The sequence below is a fragment of the Janthinobacterium sp. 64 genome (assembly GCF_002813325.1).
In the GTDB taxonomy this organism is placed as follows: domain Bacteria; phylum Pseudomonadota; class Gammaproteobacteria; order Burkholderiales; family Burkholderiaceae_D; genus Janthinobacterium.
The window spans coordinates 974,925-989,827 of the sequence record NZ_PHUG01000001.1; the positions used below are offsets into that span (position 1 = coordinate 974,925).

Consider the following 14,903-nt stretch of genomic DNA (forward strand, 5'->3'; position numbering starts at 1 on the left):
ATGAAAGATTTATACATTTACTATCAGGTAAAGGAAGAGCACGCCCAGGCGCTGGAAGCGCGGGTGCGTGCCTTGCAAGCGAAACTGGCGGCCGCCTCCGGCGTGGCGCCGCAACTGAAGCGCCGTCCGGAAGTCAAGGATGGCTTGCAGACGTGGATGGAAATCTATCCCGTCGTCGGCGAAGGTTTTGCCGAACTGCTGGCAGCTGCCGCCGGCGAGGCGGGCCTGCTGTCATTGACGGCCGGCGCGCGGCATACGGAAGTGTTCATGGATTTGCCTCCATGTGCCTGATCGTTTTTGCCTGGAAAGTCAATCCGCACATCCCGCTGATTGCCGCCGCCAACCGCGACGAATTCTATGAACGCGCCAGCGCCCCCGCCGGCGCCTGGCCCGAACACCCGCAAGTGTATGCGGGCCGCGACCTGCAGGCGGGCGGCAGCTGGATGGGCATCACGCAAGCCGGCAGCGGCAGTTCGCGCTTTGCCGCCATCACCAACATCCGCAGCCCGCAAGACCGCAACCCTGACGCCCCCTCGCGTGGCGCCCTGGTGGCAGACTATCTGGCCGGCAATATGTCGCCGCAAGACTACATCGCGCAAATCCGCCCCGGCTGCAAAGCCTACAACGGTTTTAATCTGGTGCTGGGCGACGCCACTACCCTGATCTGGTTTTCCAACCGCGGCGATGGCGATGCGCGCAATGGCCAGCCACTGGAACCGGGCATCTACGGCTTGTCGAACGCCCTGCTCGACGCACCGTGGCCGAAAGTCCTGAAAACCAAGGCCCAGTTCGCCAGCCTGCTGTGCCAGGGCGCGCCCGACGACGCGTATTTCGACATGCTGGCCGACACCACGCGCGCGCCCGACTTCCGCTTGCCCGACACGGGCGTGCCGCTTGATCTGGAGCGTGTGCTGTCCGCCGTCTGCATCGAAACGCCGGGCTACGGCACGCGCACGTCCACCGTCGTCAAATTGTTCCCGGACTCGCCCGGCGAACTGCATGAGCTGGTGATACAGTAGGTCCGGGTAGGTCGGGGTAGGTCGGGTTAGCGCGCAAGCGCGTAACCCGACAACACCACCACACTCAACCGGCATCACCACCGTCCCCGATGTCGGATTACGCGCCCCTGCGGCGCGCTAATCCGACCTACGCACGCTTCCCCTCTCTTCATCAAAAACTCACTCGACATCCGCTCGCGCAAAAAAAGAAAGCGCTTGCGCAAGCGCTTTCTTTTGTTTACGATAGATTCAAACGCGGCGACACAGCCGCACACTATCGCAGCACACAATAAGAATAAAACCATCAGGAGACACCATGGCCACCATGGAAGATGTAGCGCGGGCGGCGGACGTATCGCTGTCGACCGTTTCGCACGTACTCAACGGCACCCGCAAGGTCAGCCCGAAAACCGTCGCCGCCGTCAACGCGGCCATGCAGCAGATCGGCTATGTGCCCAACATGCTGGCGCGCGCGCTGGCCGGCTCGTCCTCGGGCACCATCGGCGTGGCCATTTCCGCCTTCACCAATCATTACTTCAGCGAAACGGTGCGCGCCATCGAGGCGGCCTGCACGCGCCACGGCTTGATGATGCTGTTTTCCGATACGCACGACGATCCCGCGCAGGAACTCAAAGTGGTGCAAAACTTGCACCAGCGCCGCGTCGACGGCATCGTGCTGGCGCCGTCCGGCGATCCGCACAACCGCACGCTCGACTATTTGACCAGCAACAAGATCGCCTCCGTGCTGGTCGACCGCATGTTGCCGCAAGCGTTCGACCAGGTGGGCGTGGAAAACACCGAGGCGACGGCCGAACTGGTCAGCCATCTGATCGCAGCCCACGGCCACCGCCGCATCGGCTTCATCGCCGGTGCGCCCGGCCTGTCCACGACCCACGAGCGTATCGACGGCTACCGCCTGGCCTTGCAGCGCGCCGGCATCGTCTTTGATCCTGAACTGTTGCGCTCGGGCGATTCGAACCTCGAGCGCAGCGGCACGGCGACGCGCGAACTGCTGGCCCTGCCCCCCGGGCAGCGTCCGACCGCCATCGTGGCCGGCAATAACCTGATGACCATCGGCACCATGCATGCCTTGCGCGACGCGCACATTGCTGTACCGCAAGACGTGGCGCTGGCCGGCTTCGATGATTTCGACTGGGCCGATTACTTCAGCCCCCGCCTGACCGTGATGGCCCAGCCGCTCGAAGAGCTGGGCGCCATGGCCGTCGACCTCTTGATCGAACGCATCGCCAATCCGGGCCGTGTCCAGCACGTACAACGCTTGTCGCCGACCTTGCGCGTGCGCAACTCCTGCGGCTGCCCCTGACCTTCTATAGTAAAACATATGCATCCAGCGATCTCCCTCGGTATCGACCTCGGTACCTCCGAACTGAAAACCGTGCTGATGGACAGCACTGGCGCCGTGCGCGGCCAGGCTTCCGTGCGCCTGGACGTGAGCCGCCCGCAAGCGGGCTGGTCCGAACAAGCGCCGCAGGACTGGTGGGCCGCCTGCGTCAACGCCCTGGCGCAGCTGCGCGCCAGCTGGCCGCAGGAATACGCCGGCATCGCCTGCATCGGCCTGTCGGGCCAGATGCACGGCGCCGTACTGCTCGACAGCAACGACAATGTAATTCGTCCCGCCATCCTGTGGAACGATGCGCGCGCCGAAGCGGAAGCGGCCAGCCTGGCGCGCGACTATCGCGCGTATGCGGACGTGACGGGCAGCCTGCCCATGGCGGGCCTGACGGCGCCAAAACTGCTGTGGCTGCAAACCCACGAGCCTGACGCCTTTGCCGCCATCGCCTGCCTGCTGTCGCCGAAAGATTATCTGCGCCTGCAATTGACGGGCAACAAGGTCACCGACATGTCCGACGCGGCCGGCACACTGTGGCTGCACGAGGCCCAGCGCGCCTGGTTCGCTCCCATGCTGGCCGCCTGCGGCCTGGTGCCGGAACAGATGCCGGCGCTGGCCGAAGGCGACGCCGCCACGGGCACCGTGCTGGCCGCCATCGCCGACAAGCTGGGCTTGCCAGCAAACGTGGTGGTGGCCGGTGGCGGTGGCGACAACCCCGTCTCGGCCGTGGGCATCGGCGCCGTCAATGGCGGCGACAGTTTTATTTCGCTGGGCACCAGCGCCGCCATCGTTTCCGTCACGGAAGCGCCTTTGGGCAACCCGGCCGGCGGCGTGCACAGCTTTTGCCACGCCCTGCCCGGCCGCTGGTATGCGATGGGCGCGATCCTGTCCGGCGCCAGCTGCTTGCGCTGGGCCACTGGCGTGCTGGGCCAGCCGGACGAGGCAGCCCTGCTGGCGCTGGTGGAAGCGCTCTTGCCGCTCGACACGCCTGTCGCGCCATCGGCACCGCTGTTCCTGCCCTACCTGTCGGGCGAGCGCACGCCGCATAACGACCCGCAAGTGCGCGGCGCCTTCCTGCAGCTGGGCCACGATAGCACGCCGGCGCAGCTCGGTTACGCCGTGCTCGAAGGCGTGGCCTTTGCCTTGCGCGACGCCATGGCGGCCGTCACCTCGACGGGAGCGGTGATTCCCCACTGCATGCTGGTGGGCGGCGGCGCGCGCAGCCAGTACTGGGCGCAGCTGCTGGCCAATGTGCTGGGGCGCGAAATGCGTACCCTGCACAACAGCGAACTGTCGGCCAGCCTCGGTGCGGCCAAGCTGGGCTTTGCCGCCATCGGCCAGCGCCAACTGCTGGCCACCAGCTTGCCCATCAAAAACACTTTCCTGCCCGATGCCGCGCACAGCGCAGCCTTGAGCATCCGCTACGGCCGCTACCGTAGCCTGTTTCCCGCCGTGCAAGCCTTGCACCAATTCAGTGATAAGGAAGAGTAATGAATCAGCTGCAACAATTGAAGCAACACAGCACCGTTGTCGCCGACACGGGCGACTTTTTGCAACTGGCCCGTTTCGCGCCGCAAGACGCCACCACCAATCCGTCGCTGATTTTAAAAGCCGTGCTGCAGCCCGATTACGCGCCCTTGCTGGAAAGCACCGTCGCCGCGCACAAGAACGCTGCGCTGGACGATATCGTCGATGCAGTGCTGGTGCGCTTCGGCCTGGAAATTTTGAAGGTGGTGCCCGGTCGCGTCTCGACGGAAGTCGATGCCCGTCTGAGCTTTGACCGCGACGCCACCGTGGCCAGGGCGCGCCGCCTGATCGCCCTGTACGAGCAGGCTGGAGTAAAACGCGAGCGCGTGTTGATCAAGATCGCCGCCACCTGGGAAGGCATCCAGGCGGCGCGCGAACTGGAGCAAGACGGCATTTTTTGCAACCTGACCCTGCTGTTCGCGTTTTGCCAGGCCGTCGCCTGCGCCGATGCGAAAGTACGGCTGATTTCGCCGTTCGTGGGCCGCATCTACGACTGGCATAAAAAGTCCTTGGGTGCGGCATGGGACGAAGCGGCGCGCAGCCTGTCCAACGATCCAGGCGTGCAATCGGTCACGCGCATCTTTAATTACTACAAGCAACATGGCATCGCCACGCAAGTGATGGGAGCCAGCTTCCGCAACGTGGGGCAGATCACGGCCTTGTCCGGCTGCGACTTGCTGACCATTAGCCCGGACTTGCTGGCAAAACTCGAAGCGTCAAGCGAACCGTTCGAGCGCGCGCTCGGTGGCGACCTGGGTGCGGCGCAGCCGGCCATCACGTATGACGAAGCGGCCTTCCGCTACGCCCTGAACGACGATGCGATGGCGACCGAGAAACTGGCCGAAGGCATCCGCGGCTTTGCCGTCGATGCGGGCAAGCTCGATGCCATGATTGAAAAGTTAAGAACTTAATAGTTAGTTTTTCACCCGTAGCACCTTTGTTTTTACAATAAAAACCCTTGGAGATCCTCATGAAAAAAGTCATTACCGCCACCCTGCTGCTGTCCGCCGCCTGCGGCGCCTTTGCTGCCGACAAGCCATTGAAATCGATCGGCGTGAGCGTGGGCGACCTGGCCAACCCGTTCTTCGTGGCCATTGGCCGCGGCGCGGAAGAAAGCGCGAAAAAACTGGGCGGCCCGGGCGTGAAAGTCACGACGGTGTCGAGCAAGTATGACCTGAACACCCAGGTGGACCAGATCGAGAACTTCATCGCCAATAAAACCGACATCATCATCCTGAACGCAGTCGATTCCAAGGGCATCGCCCCAGCCATCAAGAAGGCGCGCAATGCGGGCGTGGTCGTGATCGCCGTCGACGTGGGCGCCGTGGGCGCTTCGGCCACCGTGATGTCCGACAACACCATGGCCGGCGACGTGTCGTGCGCCTACCTGGCCAAGCAGATCGGCGGCAAGGGCAATGTGGTGATCCTGAACGGCCCGCCGGTCACGTCCGTGATCGACCGCGTGAATGGCTGCAAGAAAACCCTGGCCGCGTTCAAGGATATCAAGATCCTGTCGGACAACCAGAATGCAGGCGGCAGCCGTGACGGCGGCATGACCGTGATGTCGAATTTGCTGACGGCCTATCCGAAGATCGACGGCGTGTTCGCCATCAATGACCCGACGGGCATCGGCGCCGAACTGGCGATCAAGCAATCGAAACGCACGGACGTGAAACTGATCACGGCCGTCGATGGCGCGCCCGATGGCCAGAACGCCCTGAAAAACAAGGCCGGCCTGTTTGCCGCCACCTCGGCGCAAAACCCGTACCGCATGGCCACCGACGCCGTGCAAATGGGCTACGACATCATGAACGGCCGCACGCCGAAACAGACCATGGTGCTGTTGCCGACCCCGGCCATCACCAAGGAAAACGTCGCCACCTACACGGGCTGGGTAAAGAACTGATCTGCCTGACCTGAACCACGTGGCGCCGCCGGCCAGTTCGCGGGCGGCGCCAGTTTCACCAGCAAGGAAGGACAGTCATGAGCGACAACATTATTTTTGAAATGCGCGGCATCGAGAAGCGCTTTGGCGCCACGCGCGCGCTGCGCGGCGTGCACCTGACCGTGCGCAGCGGCGAAATCCATGCCGTGATGGGCGAGAACGGCGCCGGCAAGAGTACCCTGATGAAAATCCTCTCGGGCGTGTACACCCCCGATGCGGGCGAAATCATCCTCGACGGCAAGCCGATCCGCATCCGCAACCCGGGCGAGGCACGCGCGCTGGGCATCAACCTGATCTACCAGGAACTGAGCGTGGCCAAGAACATGACGGTGGCGCAGAATGTCTTCATGGGCAGCGAACCCAAAGGCCCCTTCTGGACCGTCAAGGGCGGCGAAATGCGCGCGCGCACGAACGCCATCCTGGCCGACCTCGGTTCCCGCTTCGACGCCGACACCATGGTGTCGACCCTGTCGATTGCCGAGCAGCAGCAGGTGGAAATCGCCCGCGCCCTCGTGCATGAAAGCCGCATCCTGATCATGGACGAGCCCACTGCCGCCCTGTCCGACCGCGAAACCGAACAATTGTTCCGCATCATCGAAGAGCAGCGCGACAAGGGCCTGGCCGTGCTCTACATCAGCCACCGCATGGCCGAGGTGGAACGCCTGGCGCGCCGCATCACGGTGCTGCGCGACGGCGCCTATGTGGGCGAACTGGGCAAGGATGAACTGGATCAAAAGAAAGTCGTGCAAATGATGGTGGGCCGCCCTGCCGACGACTTCTATTCGCACCAGCGGCGCACGACGCGCGGGGCCGAGCGCCTGCGCGTGGAAAACGTGGGCGGCGGCAAGGTCAAGCCTGCCTCGTTCGCCCTGCATGCGGGTGAAGTGACGGGACTTGCCGGCCTCGTGGGCGCGGGCCGCACGGAACTGGCACGGCTGATCTTTGGCGCCGACAAGAAGCAATCGGGGCAAGTGTGGCTCGACGGCCAGGAAGTGCACATCAGGCAACCGCTGGCGGCCATCCGCCACGGCATCGGCTATTTGCCCGAGGACCGCAAGAGCCTGGGCCTGTTCATGCAATTGTCGGCCATGGAAAACATGTCGATGAATATCCTGTCCAGGCATTCCACGGCGGGCGTGGTCAACCGTGGCGCCCTGACCCAGCTCACGCGCGAGGCGATCAGCAACCTGAACGTCAAGGTCTCCGGCCCGGACGGCATCGTTGGGGGCTTGTCTGGCGGCAACCAGCAGAAAGTCTTGCTGGCGCGCTGGCTGGCCATCGCGCCCAAGGTCCTCATCCTTGACGAACCGACGCGCGGCGTGGACGTGGGCGCGAAGAGCGAAATCTACAAGATCATCCACCAGCTGGCGGACGCGGGCACGGCCGTGCTGTGCATTTCCAGCGAACTGGCCGAGCTGGTCGGCATTTGCGACCGCGTGATGGTGATGTGCGAAGGCAGGCTCACCGGCGAAGTCACGGGAGACGACATCACGCAGGAAAACATCCTCGCCTATGCCACCCCAGCTGGAAGCGGCATAACAACCATTCAGGAGATTTAACATGACAACTACCACCCGCGGCGCCGCGCGCGCCGGCGAACCCTTCAATGCCTCGAACCTGATGCGCCGCCTGGGCATGCTGCCCGTGCTGGTGGTGCTGTACCTGGCCATGTACGGCCTGACCGTGTATTTCTCGGCCGACGGCACCTCGACCTTCATGACCAGCAATAACACCATGAACATCTTCCGCCAGGTGTCGATCAATATCGTGCTGGCCTCGGGCATGACCTTCGTCATTTTGACCAGCGGCATCGATTTATCGGTCGGCTCCGTGCTGGCCGTCTCGGCCGTGGCAGGCATGCTGATGTCGCTGTCGGCGCAGTTCGCCGGCTTTTCGATCCCCACGTTCTTGATCGTCGGCCTGCTGCTGGGCGCGCTCAATGGCGTGCTCGTCGCCCTCGTCGGCCTCAATCCGTTCGTCGTCACCCTGGGCACCATGACGGCCCTGCGCGGCGCCGCCTATTTGCTGGCCGACGGCACCAGCGTGCTGAACACGGAAATCCCGAGCTTCGAATGGATGGGCAACGGCAGCTTCCTGGCCGTGCCCTGGCTGATCTGGCTGGCGGCGGCCGTCGTCGTGCTGACGTGGTTTATTTTACGCAAGACGACCCTGGGCCTGCATATCTACGCCGTCGGCGGCAATATTCAGGCGGCACGTTTGACGGGCATCAAGGTCGGCCTCGTGCTGATGTTTGTCTACACCATCAGCGGCTTGTTCGCCGGCCTTGGCGGCGCCATGTCGGCCAGCCGTCTGTATGCGGCGAACGGCAACTGGGGTAGCGGTTATGAACTCGATGCGATTGCGGCGGTCGTGCTCGGTGGAACGAGCCTGATGGGCGGCGTGGGTTCCGTCTGGGGCACCGTCATCGGCGCCCTGATCATCGGCGTGATGAACAATGGCTTGACGATTCTGGGCCTGTCGTCGTTCTGGCAGTATGTGGCGAAAGGCGTCGTGATCGTGCTGGCCGTGATCCTGGACAAATGGCGCCAGTCGCACGCGCAGAACTAAGAGTAGCCCGGTAAGTGCCGGGGTCGTACCCTGCAGGGTACGACCCCAGTCCTTGCTCCTGGGTTAACGCTTAAAATTCCAGCCGCATCTCCACATGCGCAATCCCCGCCTCTTCAAACTGTTCTCCTTGCTGCACAAAACCGTGGCGCGCATAAAATGGCGCGGCCACGGTTTGCGCGTTCAAGACCACCGCCTTGTCGCCACGTTCGCGGGCTTTCTCCATCAGCAAGGTAAGAATGGCGCCGCCCACGCCCGTGCCGCGTCCAGGCTGGCGCACGGCCATGCGGCCGATGTGGCCGTCCGGCAATAGCCGGCCTGTGCCGATGGCCTTGCCGGCGTCATCGTAGGCAACGGCGTGCAGGCAGACGGCGTCCATGTCGTCGAGTTCGATCTCGGCCGGCACTTTCTGTTCATCGACGAAAACTTCAAAACGGATGGCGGTGGCGTCAGGGCCCAGGGTAGCCCAGTCGCCGAGGCGGATGGTGTGCTTGGTCATGGTGTAATGTAGAAAGAGACAGGCCGCAATTGTCGCACGGCCTGCCTTGCCGCAGAGAGATCAGCTGAGCTTGACCAACTGCTTGCCGAAGTTACGGCCTTTCAACAGGCCGATGAAGGCTTCCGGCGCACTGGCCAGGCCTTCGGCCACGGATTCGCGAAATGTCAGCTTGCCCGTCGCCACCAGGGTACCCAATTCCGCCAGGCCTTGTGGCCAGAATTCCGGCTGCTCCGAGACGATAAAGCCGCGCACGGTGAGGCGGTTGGTGAGGATCAGGCGTGCATTGTCGAGCGGCGTCGGTTCGCCGTTGTAGCCGGCAATCCAGCCGCACACGGCCACGCGGCCAAACGCGTTGGTGCGCGCCAGCGCCGCATCGAAGATGGCGCCGCCCACGTTTTCAAAGATGGCATCGATGCCGTCCGGCGTGGCCGCCGCCAAATCGGCCTCAAGATTGCCCGCCTTGTAGTCGACGCAAGCATCGAAACCCAGTTCATTCACCACATAGGCGCACTTGTCCGCACCGCCCGCGGTGCCGACCACGCGGCAGCCTTTCAGTTTCGCCAACTGGCCCACGACGCTGCCCACGGCGCCGCTGGCGGCCGACACGACCACGGTTTCCCCCGCTTTCGGCGCCATGATCTGGTTCAAGCCATACCAGGCCGTCATGCCCGGCATGCCGACGGCGCCCAGGTAGGCCGAGGCGGGAATATGCGTCGTATCGACCTTGCGCAGCATGGTGCCGTCCGATACGGCCACTTCCGTCCAGCCCAGCGTCCCCACCACCGTGTCGCCCACGGCGAACTTCGGATGCTTCGATTCGAGCACCACGCCCACCGTGCCGCCTATCATGGTTTCATTCAAAGCCTGCGGCGCCGCATAGCTTTTATTGGCGCTCATGCGCCCGCGCATGTAGGGATCGAGCGACAGAAACTGGTTGCGTACCAGCAACTGACCATCCTTGATGACGGGAAGGTCTTGAGTTTCCAGGCGGAAGTTATCTGGCTGCACTTCGGCTGTCGGGCGCGAGGCGAGGACGATGCGTTGGTAGGTGGTCATGAATGCTCCTTGTTGGACGAACAATCTCAACCCTAGAGCAAAGACCGGGGTCTGACCCTCAGGGTCTGACCCCAGCCCTTCGCTTTGGGGTTAACGGGTTTTCAAATCTCATAGTCCATACATTGCCGCGCTTCCCGTACCGCCCCAAAAAACGGCTTGATTTTCACGTGCTCGGGATGGTTCTGATAAGCATCGAGCGCTGCGCGGCTGGCGAATTCGCTGTACAGGACGATGTCGTAGGTGGCTTCCAGGCCCGGCTGGGCCACGGCGGCTTCGAATGTCAGGATGCCGGGTACCAGGTTCGAACAGGAATCGAGCAGAGCCTTGAGTTTCAAGGCGTTCGTGGCGCGGTCAGCGCCTTCGGCGTGGTCTTTGAGTTTCCAGAAAACGATGTGCTTGATCATGGCGGGTGCGATGGAGAGTAGGCAAAGAGAGCCGATACTGTAACCGCTATCGGCCCACTCTGCAGCACGCACGCCACCAAGCCAGACTAGACTAGACGACTTCGAACAGCCCTGCCGCGCCTTGCCCGCCGCCGATGCACATGGTCACCACCACGTATTTGACGCCGCGGCGCTTGCCTTCGATCAAGGCATGGCCCGTCAGGCGCGCACCCGACACGCCGTACGGATGGCCCACGGCAATCGCCCCGCCGTTCACGTTCAGGCGCTCCATGGGGATGCCCAGGGTGTCGGCGCAGTACAGCACCTGCACGGCAAATGCTTCGTTGAGTTCCCACAGGCCGATGTCGGCGACAGTCAAGCCCGCCTTTTTCAGCAGTTTCGGAATGGCAAACACGGGGCCGATGCCCATTTCATCGGGTTCACAGCCGGCCACGGCAAAGCCGCGGAAGATGCCCAGCGGCTGCAGCCCTTTCGCTTCGGCCACTTTGGCGTTCATGACGATGGCCATCGAGGCGCCGTCGGAAAACTGGCTGGCATTGCCGGCGCTGATGACGCCGCCAGGAATGGCCGGGCGGATCTTCGCCACGCCGTCATACGTCGTGTCGGCACGGATGCCTTCGTCGGCGCAGATCGTCACTTCGCGCGACACCAGCATGCCGCTGGCCTTGTCGGCCACGCCCATGATGGTGGTCATCGGCACGATTTCCGCGTCGAACAGGGCGGCGGCCTGGGCGCTTGCTGCGCGCTGCTGGCTTTGCGCGCCATAGGCATCCTGGCGCTCGCGCGAAATCTGGTAGCGCTTGGCCACGGTTTCGGCCGTCTGCAGCATGGGCCAGTACAGTTCCGGCTTGTGCTGCTGCAGCCAAACTTCGCGGTACATATGCGTATTCATTTCGTTCTGCACGCAGGAAATCGATTCCACGCCGCCCGCCGCATAGATATCGCCTTCGCCGGCGATGATGCGTTGCGCGGCCAGGGCGATCGCTTGCAAGCCCGAAGAACAAAAACGGTTGATGGTCATGCCGGCCGTGGTGACGGGGCAGCCACCGCGCAGCGCCACCTGGCGCGCGATATTGCCGCCCGTGGCGCCTTCGGGAAAGGCGCAGCCGACCAGCACGTCTTCCACTTCCTCCGCCTCGATGCGCGCGCGCTCGACGGCGGCCGCCAGCACGTGGCCGCCCAGGGTGGCGCCATGCGTCATGTTGAACGCGCCCTTCCAGGACTTGGCCAGGCCCGTGCGGGCGGTCGATACGATGACGGCTTCATTCATGCTGTGTCTCCTTGTGGGGATATTTTATGGGGTGAGGTATCTGCAGGATGAGAATAGCACATTTAAGTACGGTCGTTCGCAAAGTTGCAAGGGATGGTATTTTGTAAGCTTGACGTAAGTTTCAAGCAAGCATGGCGTAAGGTTCGAAGAACACACTCGCCCCAAGCTGTTGCAAGAATGGTCAAAAAGACCTCGGCACCAGTTCACTATAAAACATAGGGAGACAAACCATGGCATCACCATCCGGCTCGGCCGACGTACGGAAAATGTCCACCAAAGGAACGCCGATTACACCCGAGGAACGCAAGGTCATCTTTGCATCCTCTCTCGGCACCGTCTTTGAATGGTACGATTTTTATCTGTACGGTTCGCTCGCATCCATCATCGCCAAGCAATTTTTCATCGGCGACCCCACCACCACCTTCATTTTCGCGCTGCTGGCCTTTGCCGCCGGCTTCATCGTGCGTCCGTTCGGCGCGCTGGTCTTCGGCCGCCTGGGCGACATGATCGGGCGCAAGTACACCTTCCTGATCACCATTCTGATCATGGGCGGCTCCACCTTCATCGTCGGCTTGCTGCCGGGCCATGCCTCCATCGGCATCGCCGCGCCTATCATCCTCGTCATCCTGCGCATTCTGCAAGGCCTGGCGCTGGGCGGCGAGTATGGCGGCGCAGCCACCTATGTGGCCGAGCATGCGCCTGAAGGCAAGCGCGGCGCGTTCACGGCGTGGATACAGACGACGGCAACCCTGGGCTTCTTCCTGTCGCTGATGGTCATCCTGGGCACCCGCCTGGCGACCGGCGAGAAGGATTTCGAAGCGTGGGGCTGGCGCATTCCCTTCCTGGTTTCCGTCATCCTGCTGGGCATTTCCGTATGGATCCGCCTGGCCATGAATGAATCGCCCGCGTTTTCCAAGATGAAAGCCGAGGGCAAGACCTCGAAAGCGCCACTGACGGAAGCGTTCGGCAAGTGGAAAAACCTGAAGATCGTCATCCTGGCCCTGATCGGCCTGACCGCCGGCCAGGCCGTCGTCTGGTACACGGGCCAGTTCTACGCCCTGTTCTTCATGATCCAGACCCTGAAAGTAGACCTGGCAACGGCCAACGTGCTCGTCGCCATCGCCCTGCTGCTGGCCACGCCGTTCTTCCTGTTCTTCGGCAGCCTGTCGGACCGCATCGGCCGCAAGTACATCATCCTCGGCGGCTGCCTGATCGCCGCCCTGACTTACTTCCCGATCTTCAGCGGCCTGACCCACTTCGCCAATCCGCAGCTGGAAGCGGCTCTGAAGAACTCGCCAGTGGTGGTGGTGGCCGATCCCGCTTCCTGCCACTTCCAGTTCAACATGACGGGCACGAAGAAGTTCCCATCGTCGTGCGACATCGCCACGGGCTTCCTGTCGAACAGCTCGGTGAATTACACGAAGGAAGACGCGCCAGCCGGCTCAATCGCCAAGGTACGCATCGGTACGAAGGAATTTACGTCGTTTAACGCCGTCATGACGGCCGACGGCCTGAACTTCGATGCAGAAAGCAAGGCCCATGAAGCAGCGCTGAAGAAAGAAATTGGCGCCGGCATCAAAGAAGCGGGCTACCCTGCGAAAGCCGATCCGGACCAGATCAACAAGCCGATGGTGGTCTTGCTGCTGTTCATCCTGGTGCTGTATGTCACCATGGTGTATGGCCCGATCGCCGCCATGCTGGTGGAAATGTTCCCGACACGTATACGTTACACCTCGATGTCCCTGCCCTACCATATCGGTAACGGCTGGTTCGGCGGCTTGCTGCCGACCACGGCCTTCGCGCTGGTGGCCTTCAAAGGCGACATTTATTATGGCCTGTGGTACCCGATCGTCGTCGCCCTGGCGACTGTCGTGATCGGCACCCTGTTCGTCAAGGAAACCAAGGACAACAATATCTACGCGGACGACTGATCCGATGCAAGCCCCGGTCGCAAGGCCGGGGTCCGCAATGCAAAACGCCGCTGACTGGTCAGCGGCGTTTTTTTATGTACTTGCAAGCTTACTTTTCGCTCTTGCCCTTTTTCACCTGGTCGCGCTGCTGCACGTATTCCTGGTAGCTGGTCTGGTTGCGCTTGCGGCAGGCGTTGCGGTCGTCAAAATTATTGAGGCTGTTGCAATACTCACCGATCTTGTCCCGGTTCGCGTCATACAAGACTTCACAGCCAGTCATGGCCAGCAAGAAGGGAACGATCAGATATTTCATTGCTACTCTCATGGATAGGGACGAAATTGCGCGTAAAAACACCAGATTGCCCACTGGATAAGCGAGCAAGCTTTATCTTAACGCGATCCTGACGGAAAGTACAAGCGCTCGGTATTACTTAGTGGAAGGGATACCCGGCCCAACGGCCTGATCAGCGCCGGCCTCCTCGTTCAACAGCGGATTGCCCGCCGCAAACGCCGCCAGGTGTTCCAGCAGCACGCGCACGCGGGCCGGCAGGTAGCGCCGCTGCGTCCATACGGCGTACACATGGCGCGGCTGCTGCATCCAGTCGGGCAGCACGCGCACGAGGCTGCCACTGGCCACTTCGTTGCGGCACTGCAAAAGCGGACACAGCAAGATGCCGATGCCCGCATCGGCCATCTCCACGGCCAGGCGCATTTCATTGACGCGCAGGCGCGCCTGCGGTTCGATCACCAGCTCGGCGCCGTCGCCGGGGCGCCGCAAGCGCCAGCTGCGCAGCGGTTCGGCCACGATCAGCTCGTGCTTTTCCAGCTCCTGCAAGTCGCGCGGCACGCCGGCGCGCGCCAGGTAGGCGGGCGCGGCCACCATCACCAGCGCGGCGCTGCCCAGGCGGCGCTGCATCAGCGAAGAATCGTCGAGCGCGCCCACGCGGATGGCCAGGTCGGCGCCGCTGCCCACCAGGTCTTGCAGCAGATTCGACAGTTCCAGCTCCAGGCGGATATCCGGGTACTGCCGCATGAAGCTGACCCAGGCGGGCGTCAGCAAGCCGCTGGCGAAATTCACGGGCGCCAGCACGCGGATGCTGCCCGAGACGGCCGACAGGCTGGCGTCGAGCTGCTGCGTCGCTTGCCGCAAGGCATGCACCAAAGGACGGCACTGCTCGTAGTATTGCCAGCCTTCCGCCGTCGGCTGCAAGCGGCGCGCGCTGCGGTTGAGCAAGCGGTAGCCGAGCTGGCTTTCCAGCTTTTGCAGCCGCCGCGTGACGGTGGCGGCCGGCAAGTCTTCCTTGACGGCCGCCGCATGCAGGCTGCCCGCCTCGACAATGGCGACAAATAAGGCTAAATCATCAAGCATGATTGCATT

At 62.7% G+C, this 14,903-nt stretch carries 15 protein-coding genes; 9 read left to right on the forward strand and 6 right to left on the reverse strand.

The features are described from left to right. The 8 genes from CLU91_RS04220 (at window position 1) to CLU91_RS04255 (ending at window position 8,389) form a co-directional block, all read left to right on the forward strand. Window positions 1-291, forward strand: a complete 291-nt coding sequence (locus CLU91_RS04220) for a DUF4936 family protein (protein ID WP_100873128.1) — start codon at window positions 1-3, stop codon at window positions 289-291. Further along, on the forward strand, window positions 282-1,019 hold the full coding sequence (locus tag CLU91_RS04225) for an NRDE family protein (RefSeq protein WP_100873129.1): 738 nt from the start codon (window positions 282-284) through the stop codon (window positions 1,017-1,019). Before CLU91_RS04220 ends, CLU91_RS04225 begins: the two co-directional genes overlap by 10 nt. Before the next feature lie 295 nt (window positions 1,020-1,314). Further along, window positions 1,315-2,322 carry a LacI family DNA-binding transcriptional regulator gene (locus tag CLU91_RS04230; RefSeq protein ID WP_100873130.1) on the forward strand — a complete coding sequence of 336 codons (1,008 nt, stop codon included), beginning with the start codon at window positions 1,315-1,317 and terminating at the stop codon, window positions 2,320-2,322. Window positions 2,323-2,352: 30 nt separating this feature from the next. After that, window positions 2,353-3,840: a xylulokinase gene (gene xylB / locus CLU91_RS04235; RefSeq protein WP_198521434.1), complete on the forward strand. Its 1,488-nt coding sequence runs from the start codon at window positions 2,353-2,355 to the stop codon at window positions 3,838-3,840. Continuing rightward, window positions 3,840-4,787, forward strand: a complete 948-nt coding sequence (gene tal / locus CLU91_RS04240; RefSeq protein WP_100873132.1) for a transaldolase — start codon at window positions 3,840-3,842, stop codon at window positions 4,785-4,787. The genes xylB and tal overlap by 1 nt, the downstream gene beginning before the upstream one ends. Window positions 4,788-4,846: 59 nt before the next feature. Continuing rightward, a complete protein-coding gene (locus CLU91_RS04245; protein WP_099763695.1) occupies window positions 4,847-5,782 on the forward strand; it encodes an ABC transporter substrate-binding protein in 936 nt (311 codons plus the stop codon). Between the two features lie 77 nt (window positions 5,783-5,859). After that, complete coding sequence (locus CLU91_RS04250) at window positions 5,860-7,380, forward strand: sugar ABC transporter ATP-binding protein (RefSeq protein WP_100873133.1); 1,521 nt, start codon at window positions 5,860-5,862, stop codon at window positions 7,378-7,380. A 1-nt stretch (window position 7,381) separates the two neighbouring features. Continuing rightward, a complete protein-coding gene (locus tag CLU91_RS04255; RefSeq protein ID WP_100873134.1) occupies window positions 7,382-8,389 on the forward strand; it encodes an ABC transporter permease subunit in 1,008 nt (335 codons plus the stop codon). Window positions 8,390-8,459: 70 nt separating this feature from the next. Here the strand turns inward: CLU91_RS04255 and CLU91_RS04260 are convergent, their stop codons facing one another. From CLU91_RS04260 to CLU91_RS04275, 4 genes are all read right to left on the reverse strand, one after another. Further along, entirely contained in the window at window positions 8,460-8,885 is a 426-nt protein-coding gene (locus CLU91_RS04260) for a GNAT family N-acetyltransferase (protein WP_100873135.1), read from the reverse strand. 60 nt (window positions 8,886-8,945) lie between these two features. After that, on the reverse strand, window positions 8,946-9,941 hold the full coding sequence (locus CLU91_RS04265) for an NADP-dependent oxidoreductase (RefSeq protein ID WP_100873136.1): 996 nt from the start codon (window positions 9,939-9,941) through the stop codon (window positions 8,946-8,948). Between the two features lie 101 nt (window positions 9,942-10,042). Beyond that, window positions 10,043-10,345, reverse strand: a complete 303-nt coding sequence (locus CLU91_RS04270) for a Dabb family protein (protein ID WP_100873137.1) — start codon at window positions 10,343-10,345, stop codon at window positions 10,043-10,045. A gap of 91 nt (window positions 10,346-10,436) precedes the next feature. Continuing rightward, complete coding sequence (locus CLU91_RS04275; protein WP_100873138.1) at window positions 10,437-11,615, reverse strand: acetyl-CoA C-acyltransferase; 1,179 nt, start codon at window positions 11,613-11,615, stop codon at window positions 10,437-10,439. 230 nt (window positions 11,616-11,845) lie between these two features. Between CLU91_RS04275 and CLU91_RS04280 the strand changes: the two genes are divergently transcribed. Beyond that, the gene (locus CLU91_RS04280; protein ID WP_100873139.1) at window positions 11,846-13,546 is read left to right on the forward strand and encodes an MFS transporter; all 1,701 of its coding nucleotides are present in this window, start codon (window positions 11,846-11,848) and stop codon (window positions 13,544-13,546) included. Window positions 13,547-13,634: 88 nt separating this feature from the next. On the opposite strand, the gene CLU91_RS04285 is transcribed toward CLU91_RS04280, so the two are convergent. Next, on the reverse strand, window positions 13,635-13,838 hold the full coding sequence (locus tag CLU91_RS04285) for a hypothetical protein (protein WP_100873140.1): 204 nt from the start codon (window positions 13,836-13,838) through the stop codon (window positions 13,635-13,637). Window positions 13,839-13,952: 114 nt separating this feature from the next. Further along, a complete protein-coding gene (locus CLU91_RS04290; RefSeq protein WP_100873141.1) occupies window positions 13,953-14,894 on the reverse strand; it encodes a LysR family transcriptional regulator in 942 nt (313 codons plus the stop codon). Between the last annotated feature and the right edge of the window lie 9 nt (window positions 14,895-14,903).